Raw genomic sequence first — 22,094 nt, forward strand, 5'->3', positions numbered from 1 at the left:
GCGTCCCGAGTGCCCGGGCGGCCGCGCGCAGGGCGGGGACATCCAGTTCGGCGCTGTCGGTGTGCTCGTGCACATGGCTGACCAGGGTCGCGCGCAGCTCGCCCTCGATGGGCAGCGACTGCTTGGCATGATGATCGAACTGCACCAGCACGCAGTGGCCGCGCGCGCCACAGACGCCGCTTTGCCACGCTTCCTGGGTCACGGTGAAGGAGCTGCCGCCGAGACGCGACAGCCAGGTGCGAATCTCCACCGGCTGGCCATATTGCAGCTCGGCGAGGAAGTCGACCTCGATGCGCGCCATGATCAGCGTCCACTTGCGCGGGTCGAGGTCCGGCACGAAGACGCGGAACAGGTCATTGCGCGCCCACTCGAACCAGGCCGGCAGGCGCGTGTTGTTGACGTGCCCGAGGGCATCGGTGTCGTAGAAGGCCGGTTCCAGCGTCTTGAAGTACATGTCATCGCTCCTGGGCATCCATGCGGCATTTCAGCCTATCAGGAAGCTCAGGCGCTGGCTGTACGTCGTGAGGCTAGTCGACGTTGCAACGGCGTGAACACGCCCAGCCACGCCGTCGCCACGATGAAACCGAGCAGGGTGCCCAGGCCGACCCCCATGCCGGGGTAACTGAGCGAGACCACCAGCGCATAGCACAGCAGCGAGCCAAGGCCGGCCGGGTAGTGCTTGATGACGGTCGCGACGGCCACTGGCCCCTGGGTGAGATGCAGAATCACCAGCAGCGGGTACATGGTGACCGGGAAGGCCGCCACCAGGCCTGCCCACGAGGGTGGCAGCAGATGGGCCAGCGCGGTGATGCCGAACACGATGCCGGCGGCCAGTCCGGCGCGCGCCAGCAGCGAGACCCAGGAGAAGGGCGACTTGCGCGCCGTGCTCTCCGGTACGCCGCGATAGAGGCGCATGCACAGCACGATGGCGATCAGCGTCACGATCACGCCGCTGACGCGCGTGAACTCGAACTGCGCCAGCACCAGACTGGCGAGCAGCCAACCCAGCAGGCCGCCGAGGGTGCCATTGATGACGCCACGCAGTCCTTGTGCACGCCCGCATAGCCAGTAGCCGACCCCCAGCGCCAGCGTCGAGGAGAAGCCGGCCAGAGTGTAGACGGCGCTCTGGCCGGCGAACTCGGGGGAGATCTCCACACCGATGAAGCCCAGCGTGATGGCCGTGCCGAGCGGGTAGCCGGACAGCAGTCCGGCCATGCGCGTCGAGAGACGCTCCGCGATCAATGAGAGCCCGATCACCACCGCCACCGAGATCAGCAGCTTGAGCAGTTGCAGGCCCAGCTCACCCTGAAGCGCTGCGCTCATTGGGCGGCGTCCCAGAACTGACGACGCACCAGCGAGATCTTGCCCACCGCCTTGCCGGAGGCCTGATGACGATGGGCCTCGGCGACCTCGCTGAAGTCGAACTGGCGCTCATCGAGGCGCACCTTGAATTCGCCTTCCTCGACCAGCTCCACCAGCTTGCCCAGTGCCTGGCGCTGCTGCTCATGCCCGATGCCAGCGGTCAGCGGCAGCAGGATCGACAGCACTTCCAGACTGCGGCTGCCGGCGTGCAGCGGCGAGAGATCCACCGTGGTGCGCGCATTGATGGTCACGATGCGCCCGCCCAGCTTGCTGGCGGCGAAGCTGGCGGCCAGGTTGTCGCCGCCGACGCAATCGAAGACCAGATCGAAGCCCTCGCCCCCCGTCAGCCGGGCCACGTAATCGGCCACGGCTTCCTCGCGGTAGCAAATGACGTGGTCCGCGCCGCAGTCGCGTGCCGCCCGGGCCTTGTCATCGCTGGACACCGTGGTGGCGACTTCCGCGCCGATGCAACGGGCGATCTGCAATGCCACATGGCCGACGCCACCGGCGCCGCCGTGGATCAGCACGCGTTGCCCCGCTTCCAGCTGGCCACGCTCCACCAGTGCCTGCCAGGCGGTGATGAACACTGCCGGCAACGCGGCGGCTTCCATGAAGCTCAGGCGGCGCGGCTTGCGGGTGATCAGGCGCTCATCGGCGAGCATGTAATCCGCCAGTGCGCCCGGATGAGCGGCGACACCGCCGGCGAAGCCGAGCACCTCGTCGCCGGGCGAGAAGGCCAGCACGTCATCACCGACGGCATCGATCACACCGGCCACGTCGCCGTGCAGCACGCAGGGTGCTGGCGGCAGGAGAGGCACCTGGCCGCTGGCCAGCTTGAGATCCAGTGGATTGACGCTGGAGGCAGCGACGCGAATGCGCACCTGGCCGGAGCCGGGAGTGGGCAGCGGGCATTCGGTCGCCACGAAGTCGGCATCCGGGCCGGGATTGCGCAGCACCATGGCATGCATGGAAGCGAGCATGAGACGTCCTCGTTGATACGGGTTCCGGCCAGTGTGGCCAGTGAGCGCCACACCCTACCCATTGCGCTGCGTTGCGGCAATCCGACTTGGGTGGTTTCAGCCGTCCAATGCACGGAATTGCATGATCGACAACGAAAAAGCCCCTGCCGATGGGCAGGGGCTTGGGTCATGCGGCGGCTGACGGCTGTGTCAGGCCCGCCTGGGCGTGATGGGGATCACGCGTTCTGGCGCTTGGCCTCCTTGTCGACCGGTGCGATCTCGCCGGACTTCAGCTTGGCCATGTACTGGGCCAGCTCACGCTTCACGACCGGCATCAGGTAGTAGAGGCCGATGATGTTGGCGATGGACATGGCGAAGATCATGGCGTCGGAGAAGTCGATGACCGGGCCGAGGCTCATGGAGGAACCGATGACCACGAAGGCGAGGAAGATCAGCTTGTAGACGATCTCGGAGCCCTTGCTCTCGCCGAACAGGTAGGTCCAGGCCTTCAGGCCGTAGTAGGACCAGGACAGCATGGTGGAGAAGGCGAACATCAGCACCGCCAGGGCCAGTACATACGGGAACCACGGGAAGGCGGTCTCGAAGGCGTAGGAGGTCAGCTGGACGCCGCCGAGGCCTTCGACCTGGTAGGCGCCGGTGATGACGATGACCAGCGCGGTCATGGTGCAGATGACGACGGTATCGATGAACGGTTCGAGCAGGGCGACGATCCCTTCGGTCGCCGGCTGGGAGGTCTTGACGGCAGAGTGGGCGATGGCCGCGGAGCCGATACCGGCTTCATTGGAGAAGGCAGCACGCTTGAAACCCTGGATCAGCACGCCGACGATACCGCCGCCGACCGCGACCGGTGCGAAGGCACCTTCGATGATGGCGCCGAAGGCGGCCGGAATCGCACTGAAGTTGAAGCCGAGGATGATGAGTGCCGCGATCACGTAGATGACAGCCATCATCGGCACCAGCTTCTCGGTGACACGTGCGATGGACTTGATGCCGCCGATGATGACCATGCCGACGATGGCGGCCATCACGAGACCGAACAGCCAGCCGTAGCCGACCAGGAAACTGGCATCACCGCCGGTGACGTTGACGGCCTGCTGATAGGACTGGTTGGCCTGGAACATGTTGCCGCCGCCGATGGAGCCGCCGATGGCACAGATGGCGAAGAAGATCGCCAGAATCTTGCCCAGACCCGCCTTGCCATTTTCCGCGAAACCCTTGGACAGGTAGTACATCGGGCCGCCGGAGATGGAGCCATCCGCGTTGACGTTGCGGTACTTCACGCCAAGCGTACATTCACAGAACTTGGAGGCCATGCCGAGCAGACCGGCCAGAATCATCCAGAAGGTCGCGCCCGGGCCGCCCAGCGAGACGGCGACCGCGACGCCGGCGATGTTGCCAAGGCCGACCGTGCCGGACAGCGCCGTGGCCAAAGCCTGGAAGTGGGATACCTCGCCTTCATCCTTCGGGTCGGTGTAGTCGCCCTTGACCAGACGGATGGCATGGCCGAACAGGCGGAACTGCACGAAGCCGAAATAGAGCGTGAAGATGACGGCCGCGATGATCAGCCAGCCGACGATCAACGGGAACTGGGTGCCGGCCACCGGCACGGAATAGAAGATGGTCGAGACGATCGGGTTGACGATCGGTCCGACGATGTCACTGATGGCCTGGTCCATGCCTTCGGCACGGGCAGAGCTTGCGGCCATGAGGGCTGCCATCGCGGCAGCCCAGGGGGCCAGGGAGCGGAATCGACTCATGAGAGGTAACCTCGAAAAGCGAATTGTCGTTATTGTCTGGTGCGAATCTCTGCAGGCGGCGGGTGCGGGAGGCACCTGTCTCAGGGAACGATGGTGACGGGCACCGAGGCCTCTTGAATCAGATGGGCGGTGACGCTGCCGAAGATGCGTGAGCGCACGCTTTCCCCCTTGCGGCCGACGATGATCTGCTCGGCATTCACTTCACGCGCCAGCAGGCTGAGGATCTCGGCGGCATCGCCGTGGCGGACACGGCCCTCGACCTGATAGCCCTCCTTTTCCAGCTCGCTGATGGCAGGCGCCAGCACACGCTCGCGGGCCAGCTTGATCTCGTTCTCACGGCGGCTGGCACGCTGGGCGTTCTCTTCCGGCGTGTTGAAGCTGTAGGGCGACCATTCGACCACGTAGCAGAGAATGATCCTGGTTTCCGCGCCCACCAGAGAGGCGACGCGCTTGGCATAGGCAATGGCACTGTCGCCGCCCGGGGTTCCATCCAGTCCGACAATCAGGGAGGTGGTCATGGAGCTTCTCCTGAAGCTTGCTGGTCGTCGTGTCGCGCCAGCGGATTCTTGTTGAATTACCGTTTCGTTGCGGTTGAAAGAACTTTACTCCTCGCTCACACAAGAAATCCCTTCGGGTGTATCGCTTCACAAAACGATGATTAAACGAAATAGCGTCAGTTACGCGTTGACGAGTCTCGAGTTTCCGCTACGCCATTAGCCAGTGGTGACGATATTCGCTGAGAAAACTGCTACCCATGGCTGTCAGCAATGGCGAGAGTGGGACGAGCTGTCCTTTAGGGCGCCAGCAGGGTCACCATCAGAATCGCCATCAGTGGCAGGGAGGAGCGGGAGTGAAGAGGATGTGACCCGGGAGTGACGCAGGGGCAAGGAGTAGGAGTCGCAAGGAGAAGGAGCCGCAGGAGAGGGAGCCGCAAGGAGAGTGCGGGCCGAGATAGAGCACAGCGGACAGGAACGGGCGGGAGCGGACAAGAGAATAGAGCGGACAAGAGAATAGAGCGGGCAAGAGAGGGTAAGCAGGGGAGGGAAAGCAGAGGATGGGGAGGTGAGGAAGGAGAGCAGAGCAGAGAGAAACGCAGCGCTGCTCACCAACAGCGCTGCGAGTGTTCAAAATCGACGCGGCTAGATCAGCCGCTGGTGCGTCAGGTCTTGCCAGGCGGCTTCGATGGGCCAGGCCAGCGGCTGACGCAGGTGTTCCGGCAGCGCCACCAGGGCGGCCGTGGGACTGTCGTGTTCGCGCATGCGCAACCAGCAATAGGCCCAGGCGCAGGCGTCATCCGGGCCCTGCGGCACCGGGCGTGCCGGCATCTGCATCAACAGGAACAGCGCTGCCTTGGGTGCCCACAGCGGCGCACCGCCCTCGGCGGCCCACTGCTCCAGCGTCTCGCCATCGGGATTGCTGGCGGGCTGGCCAAGACTTGCGACGCGCGCGGTATCGGCCAGCAGCACGGCGAGACGCTCGCTGTCGCCGCGGCCATGGGTCAGCCAGGCACGCAACAGACCGGGCAGCCCGCGCTGGGCCTGTGGGTAAAAGGTGTCTTCAGACATGCACAAAGCCTTATGCTGTAGTTGGTCCACAGGTATTCTTCTCGCCGCCCGAAGGCGGCGTGAGTCGAGAGCACTGCTCGCGTTGCCTGCCAAATTTGCCCGCCACAGGGAGACTCCATCTTGCCATTCGATTTCATCACCCCGCTCGATCGACGCCAGTATCCTTCCCAGAAGTGGGATCGCTACGCCTCGGACGTCATGCCCCTCTGGATCGCCGACATGGACTTCAGCGCCCCGCCCGCTGTGACGCGAGCGCTGGCCGAGCGAGTGGCGCACCCGGTCTACGGCTATGCCAAGCCGTCGGAGGGCCTCGATGACAGCCTGTGTGACTGGAGTCGCGAGCATTATGGCTGGGAGGTGCCGCGTGACGCCATCGTCTGGCTGCCGGGCGTGGTGCCGGCCTTGCACCTGGCCAGTCTGGCATTGACCTCTCCCGGCGCGGGCGTGGTCACGACGACCCCGATCTACCCGCCCTTCCTCAAGGTGGCCCAGAAGACCGGGCGACTGGCGCAGATGGCACCGCTGGCAGAGCCCGAGACACAAGGCGGCCCCTGGCGTCTAGATCTGGAGGCGCTGGAAGCGGCCATCACGCCCGAGACCGAGCTGCTGCTATGGTGCCACCCGCACAATCCTACCGGCCGCGTCTGGCGCGAGGAAGAGCTCGAGGCGCTGGCGGAGCTGGTCGAGCGTCACGATCTGCTGGTGGTCTCCGATGAGCTGCATGCGGATCTGGTGGTGGACCCGACGGCCCGCCATATTCCGCTGGCCAGCCTGAGCGAGCGACTGGCGGCGCGCTGCGTGACCCTGTGGGCGCCCTCCAAGACCTTCAACACCGCCGGGCTGACATTCGCCTGCGCGGTGATCACCGATCCCAAGCTGCGTGCACGCTTCACCGGCGCCGCCAATGGCTTGATGCCCGATACCAATGTGCTGGGCATGGCCGCGACCGAAGCGGCGTGGCGCGAGGGCGAGCCGTGGCGTCAGGAGTTGCTGAGCGTGCTGCGTGACAACCTCGATCTGCTGGAAAGCCATGTGGCACGTTGGGACGGCGTCAGCATGTCGCGCCCGCAGGCCACCTATCTGGCCTGGCTCGATATGCGCAAGGCAGGGCTCGGGGAGTCTCCGCAGCAGACCCTGCTCGAGGAATGCGATGTCGCGCTGTCGGATGGCGCAGACTTCGGCTGGCCGGGCTTCGTGCGCTTGAACTACGGCACCACGCGCGTGCAGCTGGAGAAGGCGCTGCAGCAGATGGATGAGCGCCTGCAGAAAGGCTGAGGTTGGCGAAGAGATCGAGAGGGGGGCGAGCGAAGCGGCCGAGAAGGGCAGTCGACAGTACCGGAGTTGATCTGGGTCAGTCTGCGGCGTTTCGTTGGCAGCTATCGCTCATTGCAAACTTGAATTGAGAATCATTATCGTCAACTCTGAAGTCAGGCCGCTCATCGGGAGGGGCTTGTCATCAGGAGATGCGACGATGAGACATGAGGTGGCAGAGACGCCGCGACAGGGGCGGCCAGCAAGCAGGGATGCAGGCGTGACGGCCTGTCGTGAATGGTGTTGTCAGGGCGGGAGCCTGCGCCTGGCGCGTTCATCGCCGCCATCTTCCCGCTGCCGTGCTTCCGCGGCGTCATCAGCCACCCCGCCTGCGCCAGACGCCGTGAAGTCTGCGGGCCAGGAACTAGAGGTGGACTTTCCGCCCAGCGTGCGCGAATCGCGTGCCCGTCCCTCGCTTCTCAAGGGCTGGAGCCGTCGTTAGCCCTTGAGTCAGCGCGACGGCTGGCCCTCAATGACAAGGCCCCGCTTCCTTAACCGGAGGCGGGGCCTTGTCGTCTGCGTGGCATGTTCAGCTCATCAGTACGGTCAGCAGTACGATCAGCGCATCAGCACGATCAGTACATCAGAGCGAACAGTTGGCGACGGAAGCGCACGGTCAGCTCATGGGTCGCACCGAGGGCGTCGAAGACACGCAGCAGCGTCTTGCGTGCCAGATCATCGCCGTACTGGCGGTCAGTCTTCACCAGGCTGATCAGGGCATCCAGCGCCAGCTCGTAGTGGCCATCCGCCAGATCACGCATGGCGCGCTGGTAGCGGGCTTCGCTGTCGTCCCGCTCGATCATCGCCTGCACCTCTTCGGGAGACGGTGCCTCGGCGATGAAGTCGATGCGTGCGCGTACGCCACGCGCCTGGGCACCGTCACGGTCTTCCGGCTTGAGGGAGTCCAGCAGCTGACGGGCCTCTTCACCATTGCCTTCGGCGACCAGCACCGAGGCGAGGTGGATGCGGTATTCCGGTGTCTCGGGGGATTCCTGCGCCAGCTGCTGATACAGCGCCTTGGCGGTGACGAGGTCGCCGCTTTCCAGTGCAGTGGCCGCCTGCTCCGCGAGGCTGGGGCCTGCTCCTGCCGCCGGCTGGACCTTGTGCTGCTCGAGGAACTGGCGAATCTCGGCTTCCGGACGTGCGCCGGTGAAGTTGCCTGCCAGACCGCCCTGGATGACCAGCTTGACGTCCGGCACCGAGCGCACGCCCAGCTGAGCGGCGATGTCCTGCTGCTCCTCGGCGTTCAGCTTGGCCAGGATGAAGCCGCCCGCATATTCACGCGCCAGCTTCTCGAGGATCGGCGTCAGAACGAGGCAGTGCTCGCTCTGCGGCGACCAGCAATCAAGCAGTACCGGCACTTGCTGTGAGGCTTCCAGCACCTGCTGAAGATTGCTCATGTCCACATCGATGATGTAGGTGTTGGCGTCTTCTGCCTGGCGCGGTGCACTGGCGGCACCGCCGCCGACCACCCCTTGTGGCTGGGCGGCGGTGGTGTCATTGCCGGTCAGTGGCTGGCCGGTATTGGGATCGATGATCATGGTGCATGCCCCGAAATTCTGTCTGCGATTCAAGGCTCGCGCGCGAGCCGGTTGGCCTGATGATGCGGCCCGTCGCAGTGGAGTTCAAGGCGCTGCCGGACACTTCCTCGCGCGAGCGTCCCGGGCGCGTCGGTTCACGGCAGCAGGGTGTCGCCGGCCATGCTGGCGATGCAGGCGGCTTCGCTCTCGCTGAGCGGCATCACAGACAGGCGTGCGCGGCGCACCAAGTGGCTATCCGCCAGCTCGGGCCGGGCCTTCAGGCGCGCGATGGGCAGGGTGGTGCGCAGCGGGCGAAGGTAGCTCAGACGCGGGGCGACCCAGCGCGGAGGCTTGTCGGCATCGATATCCGCCACCTGACGTGGGTCGAAGCCCTTGTGCTCGGGGTCACTGGCCGTCGGGTCGGGCAGGGCGAGTTCGCTGACGACGGCCAGTCCGACCACCGCAGGCACCTTGCAGCTGGAGTGCTGGATGAGCACGACATCACCGAGCTGCATCTCGCGCAGGAAGTTGCGCGCCTGATAGTTGCGCACGCCATCCCAGAGCGCCGGTGATTCGCGGCGCAGGTCATCCAGCGAGAAGGCATCGGGTTCGGTCTTGACCAGCCAGTGGCGCATGCAGGCACTCCCTTGGGACTGACATGATGAGTGTGAAGGACCCGGTGTGGAGAGGCCGAGTGTGGATAGGGGTAGCCAGGCCCGTGAACCGGCTTCCTCGCCATCATCGCACAGGAATTTCACGCATACGAAAAAGGCCTGATGCATGGCATCAGGCCTTTCGAATTCTTGGTAGCGGGGACCGGATTTGAACCGATGACCTTCGGGTTATGAGCCCGACGAGCTACCAGACTGCTCCACCCCGCAACACTGGGTACTGCCTTTGCTCCAACTCTGACGCATCAGAGGTTGGTAGCGGGAACCGGATTTGAACCGATGACCTTCGGGTTATGAGCCCGACGAGCTACCAGACTGCTCCATCCCGCAACATCACGTTGGTGTCTGACCGGCAATTACCTTGATAGGCAACGACTTGTCAGTGGTAGCGGGGACCGGATTTGAACCGATGACCTTCGGGTTATGAGCCCGACGAGCTACCAGACTGCTCCACCCCGCATCAACGTGGGGCGTAGTATAAGGATATACAGTGCTGCGTCAACCGTTATCCCGTAATTGACGCAAACTTCTCGTGTCCGGTGAGACGTCACCAACCCGTCTGCGCCTCTTGAGCGATTATCGGCATCTTGTGTGAGAGATCTGCTACATACATTCCCGCTGCATCCTGTCCATACTGAGGGTGACGCGCCTCGCACAGGCGGATGGCAGGCGTCACAGAGTGCACGATTGTCATCAGGCTGTTAGAGACGCGGGTCATTGTTGTCGTTGCAGGCATTCTCGTTTTCTCAGGGCGGGGGTGTCCGCAGATTCGCCAAGCTGTGCCCAAGCCAAGGACACAGGACGTTCCAGGATTAGGGAGACACAATAAGATGACACAAACAGCACCCGTCGCATGGGTTACCGGTGGTACCGGTGGCATTGGTTCCGCTATCTGCCGCGAGCTGGCGAACCAGGGGTATCAGGTAATTGCGGGTTACAGGAACAAGGAAAAGGCAGAGGGGTGGCTGTCGGAACAGCGCGCTGCCGGGTTCGAGAACATCGCACTGTCCGGCATCGAGCTGGACAACTTCGAAGCCTGTCAGGCAGGCGTCAACGAAATCCGCGAGCGCTTCGGCCCGATCGCGGTACTGGTCAACTGCGCCGGCATCACGCGTGATACCTCCATGCGCAAGATGAGCTATGAGCAGTGGCGCGAAGTCATCAACTGCAACCTCGACAGCGTCTTCAACACCTGCCGTGCCGTCATCAATGACATGCTGGAGCACAAGTACGGCCGCATCGTGAACATCTCCTCCATCAATGGCCGCAAGGGCCAGTTCGGCCAGGTCAACTACTCGGCCGCCAAGGCGGGTATGCATGGTCTGACCATGGCGCTGGCGCAGGAAACCGCGACCAAGGGCATCACCGTCAACACCCTGTCACCGGGCTACATCGCCACCGACATGATCATGAAGATCCCCGAAGAGATCCGTGAATCGATCCGCGAGACCATCCCGGTCAAGCGTTATGGTCAGCCGGACGAGATCGCACGTGCGGTCGCCTTCCTGGCCGACGAGAACTCCGGCTTCATCACCGGTGCCAACCTGGATATCAATGGCGGCCAGTTCATGGGCTGATGCTCTGCGCTAGCGCGAGCCAGAGCAGGGTTGGCACCCGGCCCCCTCTGGCAACGAAAAGCCCCCGTCTCTATCGAGACGGGGGCTTTTCGTTGCCATGACTTCGCTCTTGCGAGCGCGTCGTCACCAGCTCAAGAGCACTGGCTCAGTGATTGAACAGCGCATCGAAGCGCGGCAGTTCGGTCTGCCAGGCGTCCCAGTCCAGCGGACCGTTGGCGAGCAGCGCATCCAGCACCTCATCCAGCTCTTCTTCACGCTCCATGCGCTCGCCCAGCTGCTGGTTGATGCGCGCGACCTGCACGGTCAGGCGGCGTGATTCATCTTCGCTGCCCAGCGGGGCCTCGAACAGAATGGCCAGATGAACACGCAGCTCGGCCAGGCGCTCGTTGGCGGCGCTGCAGTTGCTCGGCAGGGCCTGGCGCATCTGGTTGCGCGCCGCATTGGCCTGACGGCTGTTGTCGTCGAAGGCCGAGGTGTTCGGCAGCTCGACATCCTGCACGTCGCCGTTGCGCGCGCTGGCATCCGCCACGGCGTGCTGTTCGAGCAGATCACGCCATTGCTGCCATTCCTCGCGCAGCTGCAGGGCGTGCAGTTCATCCAGACGCTGCTCGCGACGCTTGAGAATGCCGGTCCAGCGACGACGCATGCCGTCGCCCCGCTTGCCGCGCGGCAGCGGGCCGAGGGTGTCGGCTTCCTTCAGGGCGTCATCGAGCAGGGCGGCGTCTTCCAGCGTCTCCGGCTCCCAGCTGTCGAGGCGCTCGATCAGCGCCTGCCACTGATCCAGGCGTGCCTGCTCGCGGCTGTCGCGGTCTTCGCGGTCCTGATCGCGTGCAGCGAAGATACGGTCACACGCCGCGCGGAAGGCGGCCCACAGGCGTTGCTCTTCGCCCTTGGGCGCGCGGCCCATCTCGCGCCAGCGACTCTGCAGTGCCTTGGCCTGTTCGGCGCGGGCACGTGCCGGTGAGTCCTCGTTGGCCAGCGCCTCGACGGCATCGACCAGTGCCTGCTTGGCGGCGGCGATCTGGCCCGCGCGGCTGTCGATCAGCCCCTGCAGTGCCGTCAGCGCCTCACCGAAGCGATGCGACAGCTGGCGACCGGGGCCTGCGGGCACCGGCGTGTGGCGACGCCATTCCTCACGGGCGCGATCACGGATCTGGCGCAGGGAGTCGGGGTCGGCATCGTCCATGGCGTGGCCGTTGAGTGATTCGAGCTGCTCGCAGAGCGCTTCGCGCATGGCCAGATTGTGTTCACGCAGCTGCTTGCGCGATTCGCGGTAATCCCGCAGGCGCAGCTTGATGGCGTCAGAGGCGGTGCGGAAGGCCTGGCTGGCATCGCGGCTGGCGGCCGCATCACCCAGCTCGCGCCATTGCTGAATCAGCTGCTGGTGCTGGCGGTCGCGCTGCTCATCGCTGATGTCATCGCGCTCGCTCAGGGTGGTGATGGCCTCGAGCAGCTGCTCGCGCTTGGGCGCCGCGACGAAGTTCTGCCAGTCACGGAGTTCCGCGACACGCGCGCCCAGCTGGCGCAGGCGGGTCTGGCGGGCATTGTCGAGCTGGCCTTCGGTGCGATCGCGCAATGAGCGATGCAGGCGGCTGGCCGGCTTGAGCTTGCCGGCATCGAGATCCGCTTCCAGGCGAGCCAGTTCGGCATCCAGTGCGTCCAGATCCAGGCTCGCCTTGCCGTCGGCCGCGCGGGAGGCGTCAGCTGACTCGGCGTCTTGTGCAGGGCTGCCATCGAGCGCGTCCTGCTCCTGCGCTGCCTCTGTCGGCTCTTCCGGCTGCGCCGCGCTGATTGCCTGACGTACCGCGCTCAGGCTGGCGGTCTGCGGCAGACCCGCAGGCCAGGCCACTTCGCTTTCCAGACGACGCAGCTGGTCGATGTCATTGTCGACCAGCGCGGCATCCAGCTCGCCCTGGCACAGCTGATGGCGATGCCAGGCATCGAGGGCATCCTGCAGCTGCTGTTGCAGGCGCTGCTGACGTTCGAGCAGTTCGGCCGGGGCCGAGAACTGGTCGGTCAACTCGCTCCAGCGCTCTCCCTGCAGACGGCGCTGGGCCTGCAGGCTGGCGAAGTCGTGGTCATTGACGCAGTCGCGGCTGTAGAGGTCTTCCCGCGCCTGATCCACGGCGCTGAGAATCTCTTCCAGGTGCGTGTTGAGGTTGGCGCTCAGGCGCTCATGGGCGCGAATGGCTTCCTCGCGGGCCTCATGGTCACTGATGACCTTGTGCGCCTGCTGGCGCGCCTCTTCGAAGCGCTGTTGAATCTCGTAGTCCGCGGCCGGCAGACGCTCCCACTCGCGCAGCAGCGAGCGGTAACGCGAGGGCACGCTGTCTTCCCACGCCTGACGCGGCAGCTTCTCCATCTGGCGCAGCAGGTTGTCGCGGCTGGCGGCCAGCGCGTCGGCCTGCTGGGCATCGGCACGGCGCTGGGCGAGGGTGTCGCGCGCCTGACGCTGCACGTGACGGTCTCGCTTGGCATCGCGCACCAGACGCTCGAGGCCGGCCTGGCTGGTGATGCGGGCGGCAGCGGCATGGCGCACGGCGGCGATGGTGTTGTGGCAGGCCTGATGGATCAGCGCCTCTTCATCTTCCAGACGGCTCAGTGCGGTCAGACGCAGTTGCTGGTTGTCGCCGCGGGATGCCACGGCCGACAGCAGTTCGCTATCGTCCAGGCGCTCGACCAGCTGTTCACGGCTCAACAGTGAGGGCGCATCCTGGCCGCCGCTCAACAGTTCGATCAGGCGCTCGCGTACCAGGCCATCGGCGCGGTCGAGCAGCGGCAGCAGACGCTCGGGAGATTGCATGCGCGTCAGGGCGGCATGGCGCACTTCCAGGGCATCATCTTCGAGAATCAGGGTCTCCAGGATCTTGCGCTGGTCTGGAATCTCCGGATCAAGCTGGTCAGTGGCAGCGGAGCGAATGGCAGGGTTGGCGTGTTGCCAGCGAGGAGTGAACAGGCGGCCAGTGAGGCGGGAGAGCAGTCCGGTCATGAGAGAGCGGTTATCCAGGCAAAAAATAGAGGGGCGCAACAATTGGCCGCACACTCGGCGGGTGCAATCGGGTGGGCACGACGGAGTGGGCGGAGTGACGGCGCATGAATTTCGTCACCCCGCTATCTTACCAGTCACAGCCCCCCGTTGTGTGGTATCGCATGTCGATCGATGTGCCTTATTGCACGCGCGCGGCGGCGTGCAGGGCGACCGGCGGCGGGTGACAGGTCGGCAAGTGAGCCACGTCGTAGGCTCGCGACACCTGACAGTGCCTGCTGCTGGCCGTATCATCAGTTGCAGCACTGTGTTCGCTCACATAGTTTTGTACGTTACCGCTATGCCATTCAGTGTCTGTCATTCATGCTCGGCGCCTATCAAGCAGTCGCTGTGCCGTGTGCGACGGCGAGCTATGTTATTCAGGTGGCCTTTCCAATCGAGGGTCGCCTTGAGGATGCCGTGAACAGCACGTGCATCATCAAGAGTGTCGGAGGGCTTCGACACTCCTTACGCAACCGGAGTCAGGTCATGAGTCTCAGTACGGACAGGGCCCCTCAGGCCTTCACCTTCAAGGGCGGCATGCTGCCGATGACGGTCATGGAGCTGGTCAGCGGTGATCCGGAGCAGATCCGTGCTCAGCTGGCCAGCAAGCTCAGCCAGTCGCCGGCCTTCTTTCAACATACGCCGGTGGTGCTGAGCGTCGAGAAGCTCGACGAGCCGCATCTGGCGCTGGAGCGCATCTGTGCCGTCTGCCGTGGCCACAAGCTGTTGCCGGTCGCGGTGCGTGGCGGTGGAGACCCGGTGCGTCAGTCCGCCTGGGCGTTGGGGCTGGGGTGGTTCCCGCCGCAGGAGAATCGCGGGCGCTCCCTCGAGTCCGTGCCGCCGGTGGCCGTTGAACCGGTCGCCGAACCTGCCGAGGCAGTCGCGGACAGTGCGGCCGAGAAAGCGGAGCCAGCCCACGCCAGCAAGGTGTATCGCGGCACGGTGCGCTCGGGCCAGCAGGTCAGCGCACCGGAGGGCGATCTGGTCATCATCGGCGCGGTGAATGCCGGCGCCGAGATCCTGGCCGCCGGCAGTGTGCACATCTATGGCGCTCTGCGTGGCCGCGCGCTGGCGGGTATCCATGGCGATCGCAACGCCAGCATCTACTGCAAGGAACTGCACGCCGAGCTGCTCTCGGTGGCCGGAACCTACAAGCGGCTCGATGACATCGACAATCGCCTGCTGGGTGCCAATGTCGAAGTCGTGCTTGAACACGACCAACTCTGTATCGCACGACTCGGCTGACCCCAGCACTGTGTTCTGAACGATATCCAATATTTACAGGTGATCCTCGCTCGGCGAGGGACTCTCAGCAAGGAAGATACCTTTGGCCAAGATTATCGTAGTGACGTCAGGCAAGGGCGGAGTCGGCAAGACGACCAGCGCCGCCGCCATTGCCACCGGACTGGCTTTGCGCGGCAACAAGACCGTAGTGATCGATTTCGATGTGGGCCTGCGTAACCTGGACCTGATCATGGGCTGCGAGCGCCGTGTGGTCTATGACCTGGTCAACGTCATCCAGGGCGAAGCCAATCTCAAGCAGGCCCTGATCCGCGACAAGCGCATCGACAACCTGCACATCCTTCCGGCCTCCCAGACCCGTGACAAGGACGCGCTGACGCTGGAAGGCGTCGAGAAGGTGCTCGACGCGCTGCGCGAGGAGTTCGACTACGTCATCTGTGACTCGCCGGCCGGTATCGAGCGCGGTGCCCAGCTGGCGATGTACTTCGCTGACGAGGCCGTGGTGGTGACCAACCCGGAAGTCAGCTCGGTACGTGACTCCGACCGCATCATCGGTCTGCTGTCTTCCAAGACGCGTCGCGCCGAGAATGGCGACACCCCGGTGCGTGAACACCTGCTGATCACCCGTTACCATCCGGCGCGCGTCACCGGCGGTGACATGCTCAACCTGACCGATATCCAGGAAATCCTGTCGATCCCGCTGATCGGCCTGATTCCGGAATCCGACGCCGTGCTGCGCGCGTCCAACCAGGGTGTGCCGGTCACGCATGACCAGAAGAGCGATGCCGGCCAGGCGTACGTGGATTGCGTGTCCCGCCTGTTGGGCGAGGAAGTGCAGCTGCGTTTCCATGAAGTCGAGAAGCGCGGTCTGCTGGCCAGAATGTTTGGAGGGGGGCGCAAGTGAAATTACTGGATTTTCTGAAGCGAGAGCGCAAGAAGACCGCCAATGTCGCCAAGGAGCGGCTGCAGATCATCGTCGCGCACCAGCGTAGCCAGCGTGACCAGCCGGATTACATGCCGATGCTGGAGCGTGAGCTGCTCGAGGTGATTCGCAAGTATGTGCAGGTCGACCAGGATGCCATCAACATCTCGCTGGACCGCGAAGACGACTGCTCGGTGCTGGAACTCAACGTCACTCTGCCGCGCCCCGGCGAGGCCTGAGTTCGCGGGGCGTCGGGTGCTTGCCACCTGAGGCGTTGCCGAGCGGGCATCGCCTGCGACGTCCCGACCCAGCCCATGCCCATTGCCTGCCAGAGCACCGTGCCAGCCTTGCTGGAGACGGTGCTCTGGCACGTTCATTTTTCGACCGCCCGCGTGGAGACATCCTGTGGCAGAGCCCACCTTCCTGTGGCACGACTACGAGACCTTCGGCGCCGACCCGCGCCGTGACCGTCCTTCGCAGTTCGCGGCCATCCGTACCGATGCTGACTTCAATGAGATCGGCGAGCCGCTGACCCTCTATTGCAAGCCGGCCGATGACTTCCTGCCCCAGCCGATGGCGTGTCTGATCACCGGCATCACCCCGCAGCAGGCCGAGCGTCGCGGCATCCCCGAGGCCGAGTTCGCCGGGCGCATCAATGACGAGATGAGCGTGCCGGGGACCTGCACGCTGGGCTACAACAGCCTGCGCTTCGATGATGAAGTCAGCCGTCATCTGTTCTACCGCAACTTCCTCGACCCCTACGGACGTGAGTGGCAGAACGGCAATTCGCGCTGGGACCTGATTGATGTCGTGCGCGCCTTCCATGCCCTGCGCCCGGAAGGCATCGAATGGCCCAAGCGTGAAGATGGTGCGCCCAGCTTCCGTCTGGAGCATCTGACGGCGGCCAATGGCATCGAGCACGCCGGCGCGCATGACGCGCTGGTGGATGTGCGCGCCACCATCGCGCTGGCACGCCTGCTCAAGTCGCGCAATGCGCGGCTGTTCGATTACCTGCTCAAGCTGCGCAACAAGCGCCATGTCGCCAGCCTGCTGGATATCGGCGCACGCAAGCCGATGCTGCACATCTCGCGTCGCTATCCGGCCTCGCGGGCCTGTGGCGCGCTGGTGGTGCCGCTGGCGGAGCATCCTTCGAATGCCAATGGCGTGATCGTCTATGACCTCTCGGTAGACCCGGCACCGTTGATGGAGCTGTCACCGGAAGAGATACGTGCCCGTGTCTTCGCCAGTGCCGATGACCTCGCGGAAGGCGAGGAGCGGATTCCGCTCAAGGTCATCCATCTCAACAAGAGTCCGGTGCTGCTGCCGGCCAATGCGCTCAAGGATGTGTCCGGGCCGCATGAGGGCGAGTACGGCGAGATCGCCGCGCGCTTCAAGATCGACCCCGCCCAGTGTCGCGTGCACTGGAAGTGGCTGAAGGACAACGCCGGTGTCGGCGTGAAGGTGGCGCAGGTATTCGCCGAGGCGCCGCCGGCCGGCCCGGCTGATCCGGACTTGATGCTCTATTCCGGTGGCTTCTTCTCGCCCGCGGACCGCAAGGAGATGGAGCGTGTGCGCGCCACCCATCCCGAGGCGCTCGACGATACGCCGTTCGCCTTCCAGGATGGACGGCTCGAGGAGATGCTGTTCCGCTATCGCGCGCGCAGCTACGGCTACACGCTCAACTCCGCCGAGCGCGAACGCTGGGAGCAGTGGCGCTGGGAGCGCATGAACGATGAACAGGTCGCGAGCCTGACCGTGAAGGGCTTCGTCAGCGAGATCCAGCGGCTGGCCCAGAGCGAACAGGACCCGGACCGCGTGCAGATTCTCGAAGAACTGGCGATGTACGTGGAAGGCATCATGCCGCCGCAGGCCTTCGGCTGATGACGGGCTAGCCGGCCTGCAGTACTTGCCGGCAAGGCATGAATGAACAAGACCCCGACGCGGTTATTGAACTGCACCTCGTCGGGGTCTTGTCGTTTCAGGCGCCCATCCGGTGAGGATCGGCGCCTTGTTTGCCCGTCAAGCCGCTGGCGGGCCGTCGAGACTCAATGCTGAGCATTGCCGCTGGCCTCGGCTGAGGGTGCCGCCAGGGTCGCGCCTGTCTCGGCGCGCGGCGCCTCGGGCAGCGGCGGCAGGTCCAGTTCCGTGAGGCGCTGGTCGAAGTCGCTGGGCGTGCCGGGGTCGAAGGCCAGTTCCAGCGCGCTGGAGTCATTCAGCTGCTGCCAGATGGCGCGGATATCCTGCGCGCTGACCTGTTCGACGGCCGCGACCAGTTGCTGGCGGCGGTCAAAGCCTGTCCAGCCGAAGCTCAGCTCGCTCCAGTTGCGCGCTGCCAGCTCGGACAGCTTGCGGGGCTTCTGGGTCAGGCTGTCGACGACGGCGTCACGGTAGCTGGCAAGCGCGGCCTCATCCAGCGACTGCACGTGGCTGTCGAAGCGGGTGAGGAAGGCATCCATGCGCGAAAACAGCGTCTTGCTGTCCTTGGATGGCGACTGCACCAGCAGGCTCAGCCCCGGCGCATCCAGCATGGGCGAATAGCGTGCGGAGACGATATAGCCGAGTTGCTCCTCGGTGCGCAGCTGGCTGTAGAAGGGCGCTTCGAGCAGCTGACCCAGCACCGCGATGCGTGCCTGGGACTGCAGCGTGCGGTCCTTGCCCTGCAGGTAGCGCAGGGCGCCGGCATCGCCGCGTGTGCTGTCCGGGCGCAGTACCGTGTGCTGTGTGACCTGACGCACTTCCAGGTCTGGCACCGCCTCGCGCGTGATGCGCGGCGCAAGCCCGTTGATCACCAGCTGGCCGGTCTCGCGGGCCTGGTCGGCGGTCAGATTGCCGGTCACCATCGCCTGCACGTGCAGCTTGGCAAGGAAGCGCTTGCGGAAGCTGTCCAGTGACTGGGCGTCGATCTTGTCCAGGGCCGCCAGTTGTTGCGCGGCGGTGCTCGGCAGGCCGACCAGCGTTTCACTGAGGCTGCGGCCCAGGCGCGTGTAGAGCGGTGCCTGAACGCGGTTCTGCAGGCTGCGACGCAGGCGTTGAGTGATGCGCTCCAGGGTGGCGGGGGCCATCTCGCCATTCACCAGCTGGTCGAGCACTTCACGCATTTCCGGCTGCTGACCATCGCGCCAGCCACTGAACTGCAGGGTGATGCCACGTCCATGGGCATAGACCAGCGCATCCTGCCCGGCCAGACGTGCCGGATACAGACGCGCGTTGAGGCTGTCATTCAGCCATGCCGCCAGCACCTGACTCATGGCCTGGTCATCCACCGAGCGACTGACGTCGGGATTGAGCAGGCCGAAGCGCCATTCGGCCTTCGGCACGCCGAAGCTCGCATCACCCTGATACCAGAGCTCGGCACCGGGCTCATCGATCAACTGACTCGGCTTGGCGTCGGGCAGGTCGAGTACGCGGAAGTCCTTGGCCAGATAGGGGTTGGGACTGGGCAGCGCCAGCTGGCTGGCAAGGGGGTCGCCGCCGGCGGTCTGAGCAGTGGCATCCGCCGTCAGGCGCGTCAGGGTGTAGGGCGCCTTGAACCACTCGCCCTGTTGATCCCCCTCCACCTGTGGGCCGGAGTAGACCTCCAGCAGGTTGTCGGGTGTCAGACGAGCGAGGGTGTCCTTGATCAGGTCCGGATCGAAGTCCTGCATCAGGTAGGGCGCCGCCAGCACGTCCTCGATCGGATAGCGCGTCATCATCATCGCCAGATTGCTGGCCAGATTGACCGGCGAACTGCGCTGCTGGAAGCGGAAGCTCTGCTCGCCCAGCTGTGCCTGTTCGGTATAGCGCCAGTCGTTGATGCCCTCAGCGCGGATCAGCGCCAGATAGTCGAACAGCGCGGCACGGATCTCCGCCTGATGCTGCGCGCCTTCCGGGGTCAGGCTGATGTCGACGCTGAGCAGGGCATGCTCGCCATCACTGAGGCCACCGCCGGCCGAGAGGCCATCTGCCCAGCCCTTGTCCTTTAGCACCGCGAGCAGACTGCCTTCGCCCTCATGACCGATCAGGTTGGCCAGGTAGCTGACCGGCTGTGAGCGGTAGTGGGCAATCGGGTCGTCGATGGGGAACATGAACGACAGCTTGCGCTCCTGCTTGAGCGCCTTGACCTCGAGGCGTGCCGGCAGCTCGTCACCGCTGGCCAGGGGCGTGGTGATCTCGGGGCGCGACAGCCCGCGGTCGGGCACATCACTGAAGTTGTCGCGTGCCAGCTGTTCGAGCGTTTCCAGCGACTGCGGCCCGACCAGGGACAGGCGCATCACGTTGGCGCCGTAGTGAGCCTGATAGAAGTCGACCAGTCGCTGGCGCAGGCTGCCGGCCTCGGTGTCCTTGAGGGTCTCGAGGCTGCCGACACTGAAGCGGTTGAAGGGGTGTTGCGGGTTGAGGGCCGCCTCGACAGCCTCGTAGATGCGCCGGCCATCGTCCTGCAGGCGTGCCTGATACTCGGAATTGACCGCATGGCGCTCGCGATCCACGTAGTCGGCATTGAACTGCGGGGCGACGAAGAAGCGTGCAAAGCGCGGCAGTGCCTCATCGAAGGCATCCGGGTCGATGTCGAAGAAGTAGTTGGTGTCCTGGCTGGCGGTGAAGGCGTTGTGCTGGCCGCCATGCTTGGTGATGAAGTCCTGGTAGGCATCCGGCTTCGGATAACGATCGGTGCCGAGGAACAGCATGTGCTCCAGGAAGTGTGCCAGCCCCGGGACATCGTCGGGGTCCTGGGCGCTGCCGACTTCGACATCGACGGCGGCGGCGGCCTTGTCGGCCTTGGCATCACTGACCAGCAGGACCCTGAGGCCGTTGTCGAGGGTCAGGCTGCGATAGAGTCGCTGGTCGTTCTCGCTCTTGATGACGGGACTGGCCTGCTCGGCTCTGGCGGGCGCCGTGCTTGAGGCGGAGTTGGCGGCCGGCGCGAGGGACGACGCGGGCGCGGAAGCCGGGCGGGTATCGGCATGGCTGATGGCCGGCGCCAGGCCACTCATGACGATGGCGGCAATGGCCGTGCTCAGTGCAAGAGGGCGAAATCCTGAAGGCAGTGACATCTTCTCTCCTGATTCATGCCACCGCTGCTCGGGCAGGTGGCGCTGACTCGGTGATGGTTCTCATTGGGCGAACATGCGCGCGAGGCGGTAGAGCGATGCAGTGCCGCCATCCTCGATACGTGCCGTCGGCGCAGGCGGATTCAGGTCAGCATCGGGCCGGTGGGGTGCGCGACGCTCCACTCCTGATGCTCGGGGTCGTTGACGAGGCGTGCGACCGGGAAGGCGGCCAGGCTGGCGTTCGGCGTCAGCATGCTGCGTACCGTCTCCAGCGGCGTCTCGGCATTCAGCCAGTCGCGTACCTGATGCGGCGCAATCACGGCGGGCATGCGATCGGTCAGGCGTGACGTGACCCCGGCACACTCGACACTGATCAGCGCGAAGCTGTCGCGACCCTCGGGGGGCAGCCCCTCCATCAGGGGGGCGCTGAAGTGGCGCGTCCACAGGGCGGCCAGCAACAGCGGGGCGCGGGTCGGGTGCGTGACCAGAAACGGCTGCTTCATGCGCGGTTGTTCCTTCCACACATAGACACCGCCGACGGGGATCAGTGCCCGCTGGCTGATGAACGACTCGCGGAACATGCGTCGCGTTTCCAGCGACTCTGCCCGCGCCACGTGCGGGGCGTGGTCCATGATCTCCAGCCAGCTGGGTGTCAGGCCCCAGAGTGCCGGCACCAGGCGCAGGCGGGGGCCTTCCAGGCGCAGCATCGAGGCGGGCATGCGCGGGGCGCGATTGGCGCTGACCAGCAGTTCGCTGCGCAACTGGCGTTCGAGCGCGGGAGTCGCCAGCGACCCGAACAGTTCGTCGAGGGGCAGGTCAGCGGGGTAGGGGGGGATATACAGACGACCGGCCACGAGAATCCTTTGAGGCGATGAGGCGAAGGGAACATGCAGCGGCAGCTGCTGCCTGAGATGGGGTGTGGATCGCGCTGCACGCCACGGATGCCAGCATGCCACACCTTGGTGGTGCTTGCGTTTGTGCTCAGTCTCGATATGCTGGACGGAAACACTGTTCGATTCAATGACCGATACGGGGTGCTCCAAGAGATGCCCGCAAGGCGTCGCAACCCTTTGCCCACCCGTGCTGTCCGAACACACACCGCGTCAGATTCGCTACGCGGTAACGCATCTCA

General features: G+C 64.9%; 16 protein-coding genes, 3 tRNA genes and 1 pseudogene. 6 read left to right on the top strand and 14 right to left on the bottom strand.

The genetic code is table 11. The annotated features are described in order from the left end of the window. Window positions 1-64: 64 nt before the first annotated feature. The 6 genes and pseudogenes from ACJJV2_RS00680 to ACJJV2_RS00705 form a co-directional block, all read right to left on the bottom strand. A pseudogene (locus tag ACJJV2_RS00680) lies at window positions 65-454 on the bottom strand (acyl-CoA thioesterase); the annotation flags it as partial. A gap of 47 nt (window positions 455-501) precedes the next feature. Further along, window positions 502-1,323 (bottom strand): hypothetical protein, encoded by an 822-nt coding sequence (locus tag ACJJV2_RS00685; protein WP_043336537.1) that lies wholly within the window; start codon window positions 1,321-1,323, stop codon window positions 502-504. After that, the gene (locus ACJJV2_RS00690) at window positions 1,320-2,342 is read right to left on the bottom strand and encodes a zinc-binding dehydrogenase (protein WP_405277675.1); all 1,023 of its coding nucleotides are present in this window, start codon (window positions 2,340-2,342) and stop codon (window positions 1,320-1,322) included. The genes ACJJV2_RS00685 and ACJJV2_RS00690 overlap by 4 nt, the downstream gene beginning before the upstream one ends. 215 nt (window positions 2,343-2,557) lie before the next feature. Then, window positions 2,558-4,099, bottom strand: coding sequence for a sodium:alanine symporter family protein (locus tag ACJJV2_RS00695; protein ID WP_054557282.1), 1,542 nt, complete (start codon window positions 4,097-4,099; stop codon window positions 2,558-2,560). Between the two features lie 80 nt (window positions 4,100-4,179). Beyond that, complete coding sequence (locus ACJJV2_RS00700; protein ID WP_043336528.1) at window positions 4,180-4,617, bottom strand: universal stress protein; 438 nt, start codon at window positions 4,615-4,617, stop codon at window positions 4,180-4,182. A gap of 621 nt (window positions 4,618-5,238) precedes the next feature. Then, complete coding sequence (locus tag ACJJV2_RS00705) at window positions 5,239-5,664, bottom strand: hypothetical protein (RefSeq protein ID WP_405277680.1); 426 nt, start codon at window positions 5,662-5,664, stop codon at window positions 5,239-5,241. 120 nt (window positions 5,665-5,784) lie between these two features. On the opposite strand from ACJJV2_RS00705, the gene ACJJV2_RS00710 reads away from it, so the two are divergent. Continuing rightward, entirely contained in the window at window positions 5,785-6,939 is a 1,155-nt protein-coding gene (locus ACJJV2_RS00710) for a MalY/PatB family protein (RefSeq protein WP_043336521.1), read from the top strand. Between the two features lie 611 nt (window positions 6,940-7,550). On the opposite strand, the gene ACJJV2_RS00715 is transcribed toward ACJJV2_RS00710, so the two are convergent. The 5 genes from ACJJV2_RS00715 to ACJJV2_RS00735 form a co-directional block, all read right to left on the bottom strand. Beyond that, entirely contained in the window at window positions 7,551-8,516 is a 966-nt protein-coding gene (locus ACJJV2_RS00715; protein WP_043336518.1) for a tetratricopeptide repeat protein, read from the bottom strand. 134 nt (window positions 8,517-8,650) lie between these two features. Next, a complete protein-coding gene (locus ACJJV2_RS00720) occupies window positions 8,651-9,130 on the bottom strand; it encodes an EVE domain-containing protein (protein WP_216059990.1) in 480 nt (159 codons plus the stop codon). Between the two features lie 169 nt (window positions 9,131-9,299). Further along, window positions 9,300-9,376, bottom strand: a tRNA-Met gene (locus ACJJV2_RS00725). A gap of 43 nt (window positions 9,377-9,419) precedes the next feature. Beyond that, window positions 9,420-9,496: transfer RNA gene (locus ACJJV2_RS00730), tRNA-Met, on the bottom strand. A 53-nt stretch (window positions 9,497-9,549) separates the two neighbouring features. Beyond that, a tRNA-Met gene (locus ACJJV2_RS00735) sits at window positions 9,550-9,626 on the bottom strand. A 370-nt stretch (window positions 9,627-9,996) separates the two neighbouring features. Between ACJJV2_RS00735 and phbB the strand changes: the two genes are divergently transcribed. Continuing rightward, complete coding sequence (gene phbB, locus ACJJV2_RS00740; RefSeq protein WP_213114768.1) at window positions 9,997-10,743, top strand: acetoacetyl-CoA reductase; 747 nt, start codon at window positions 9,997-9,999, stop codon at window positions 10,741-10,743. A gap of 145 nt (window positions 10,744-10,888) precedes the next feature. Here phbB and ACJJV2_RS00745 read toward each other — a convergent pair whose 3' ends face one another. Next, window positions 10,889-13,732: a DUF349 domain-containing protein gene (locus tag ACJJV2_RS00745; RefSeq protein WP_248381071.1), complete on the bottom strand. Its 2,844-nt coding sequence runs from the start codon at window positions 13,730-13,732 to the stop codon at window positions 10,889-10,891. 525 nt (window positions 13,733-14,257) lie between these two features. On the opposite strand from ACJJV2_RS00745, the gene minC reads away from it, so the two are divergent. The 4 genes from minC (at window position 14,258) to sbcB (ending at window position 17,816) form a co-directional block, all read left to right on the top strand. Further along, complete coding sequence (gene minC, locus ACJJV2_RS00750; RefSeq protein ID WP_405277687.1) at window positions 14,258-15,016, top strand: septum site-determining protein MinC; 759 nt, start codon at window positions 14,258-14,260, stop codon at window positions 15,014-15,016. An 82-nt stretch (window positions 15,017-15,098) separates the two neighbouring features. Next, window positions 15,099-15,917, top strand: a complete 819-nt coding sequence (gene minD / locus ACJJV2_RS00755) for a septum site-determining protein MinD (RefSeq protein ID WP_054557277.1) — start codon at window positions 15,099-15,101, stop codon at window positions 15,915-15,917. Then, window positions 15,914-16,174 (top strand): cell division topological specificity factor MinE, encoded by a 261-nt coding sequence (gene minE, locus ACJJV2_RS00760; RefSeq protein ID WP_043336475.1) that lies wholly within the window; start codon window positions 15,914-15,916, stop codon window positions 16,172-16,174. The genes minD and minE overlap by 4 nt, the downstream gene beginning before the upstream one ends. Window positions 16,175-16,340: 166 nt before the next feature. After that, on the top strand, window positions 16,341-17,816 hold the full coding sequence (gene sbcB / locus ACJJV2_RS00765) for an exodeoxyribonuclease I (RefSeq protein ID WP_043336470.1): 1,476 nt from the start codon (window positions 16,341-16,343) through the stop codon (window positions 17,814-17,816). Window positions 17,817-17,980: 164 nt separating this feature from the next. Here the strand turns inward: sbcB and ACJJV2_RS00770 are convergent, their stop codons facing one another. Continuing rightward, window positions 17,981-20,965: an insulinase family protein gene (locus tag ACJJV2_RS00770; RefSeq protein ID WP_405277693.1), complete on the bottom strand. Its 2,985-nt coding sequence runs from the start codon at window positions 20,963-20,965 to the stop codon at window positions 17,981-17,983. Between the two features lie 140 nt (window positions 20,966-21,105). Next, a complete protein-coding gene (locus ACJJV2_RS00775; RefSeq protein WP_405277696.1) occupies window positions 21,106-21,816 on the bottom strand; it encodes an SOS response-associated peptidase in 711 nt (236 codons plus the stop codon). Between the last annotated feature and the right edge of the window lie 278 nt (window positions 21,817-22,094).

Origin of the sequence: Cobetia sp. Ld8 (assembly GCF_045066615.1) — a bacterium.
Classification (GTDB): domain Bacteria; phylum Pseudomonadota; class Gammaproteobacteria; order Pseudomonadales; family Halomonadaceae; genus Cobetia; species Cobetia amphilecti.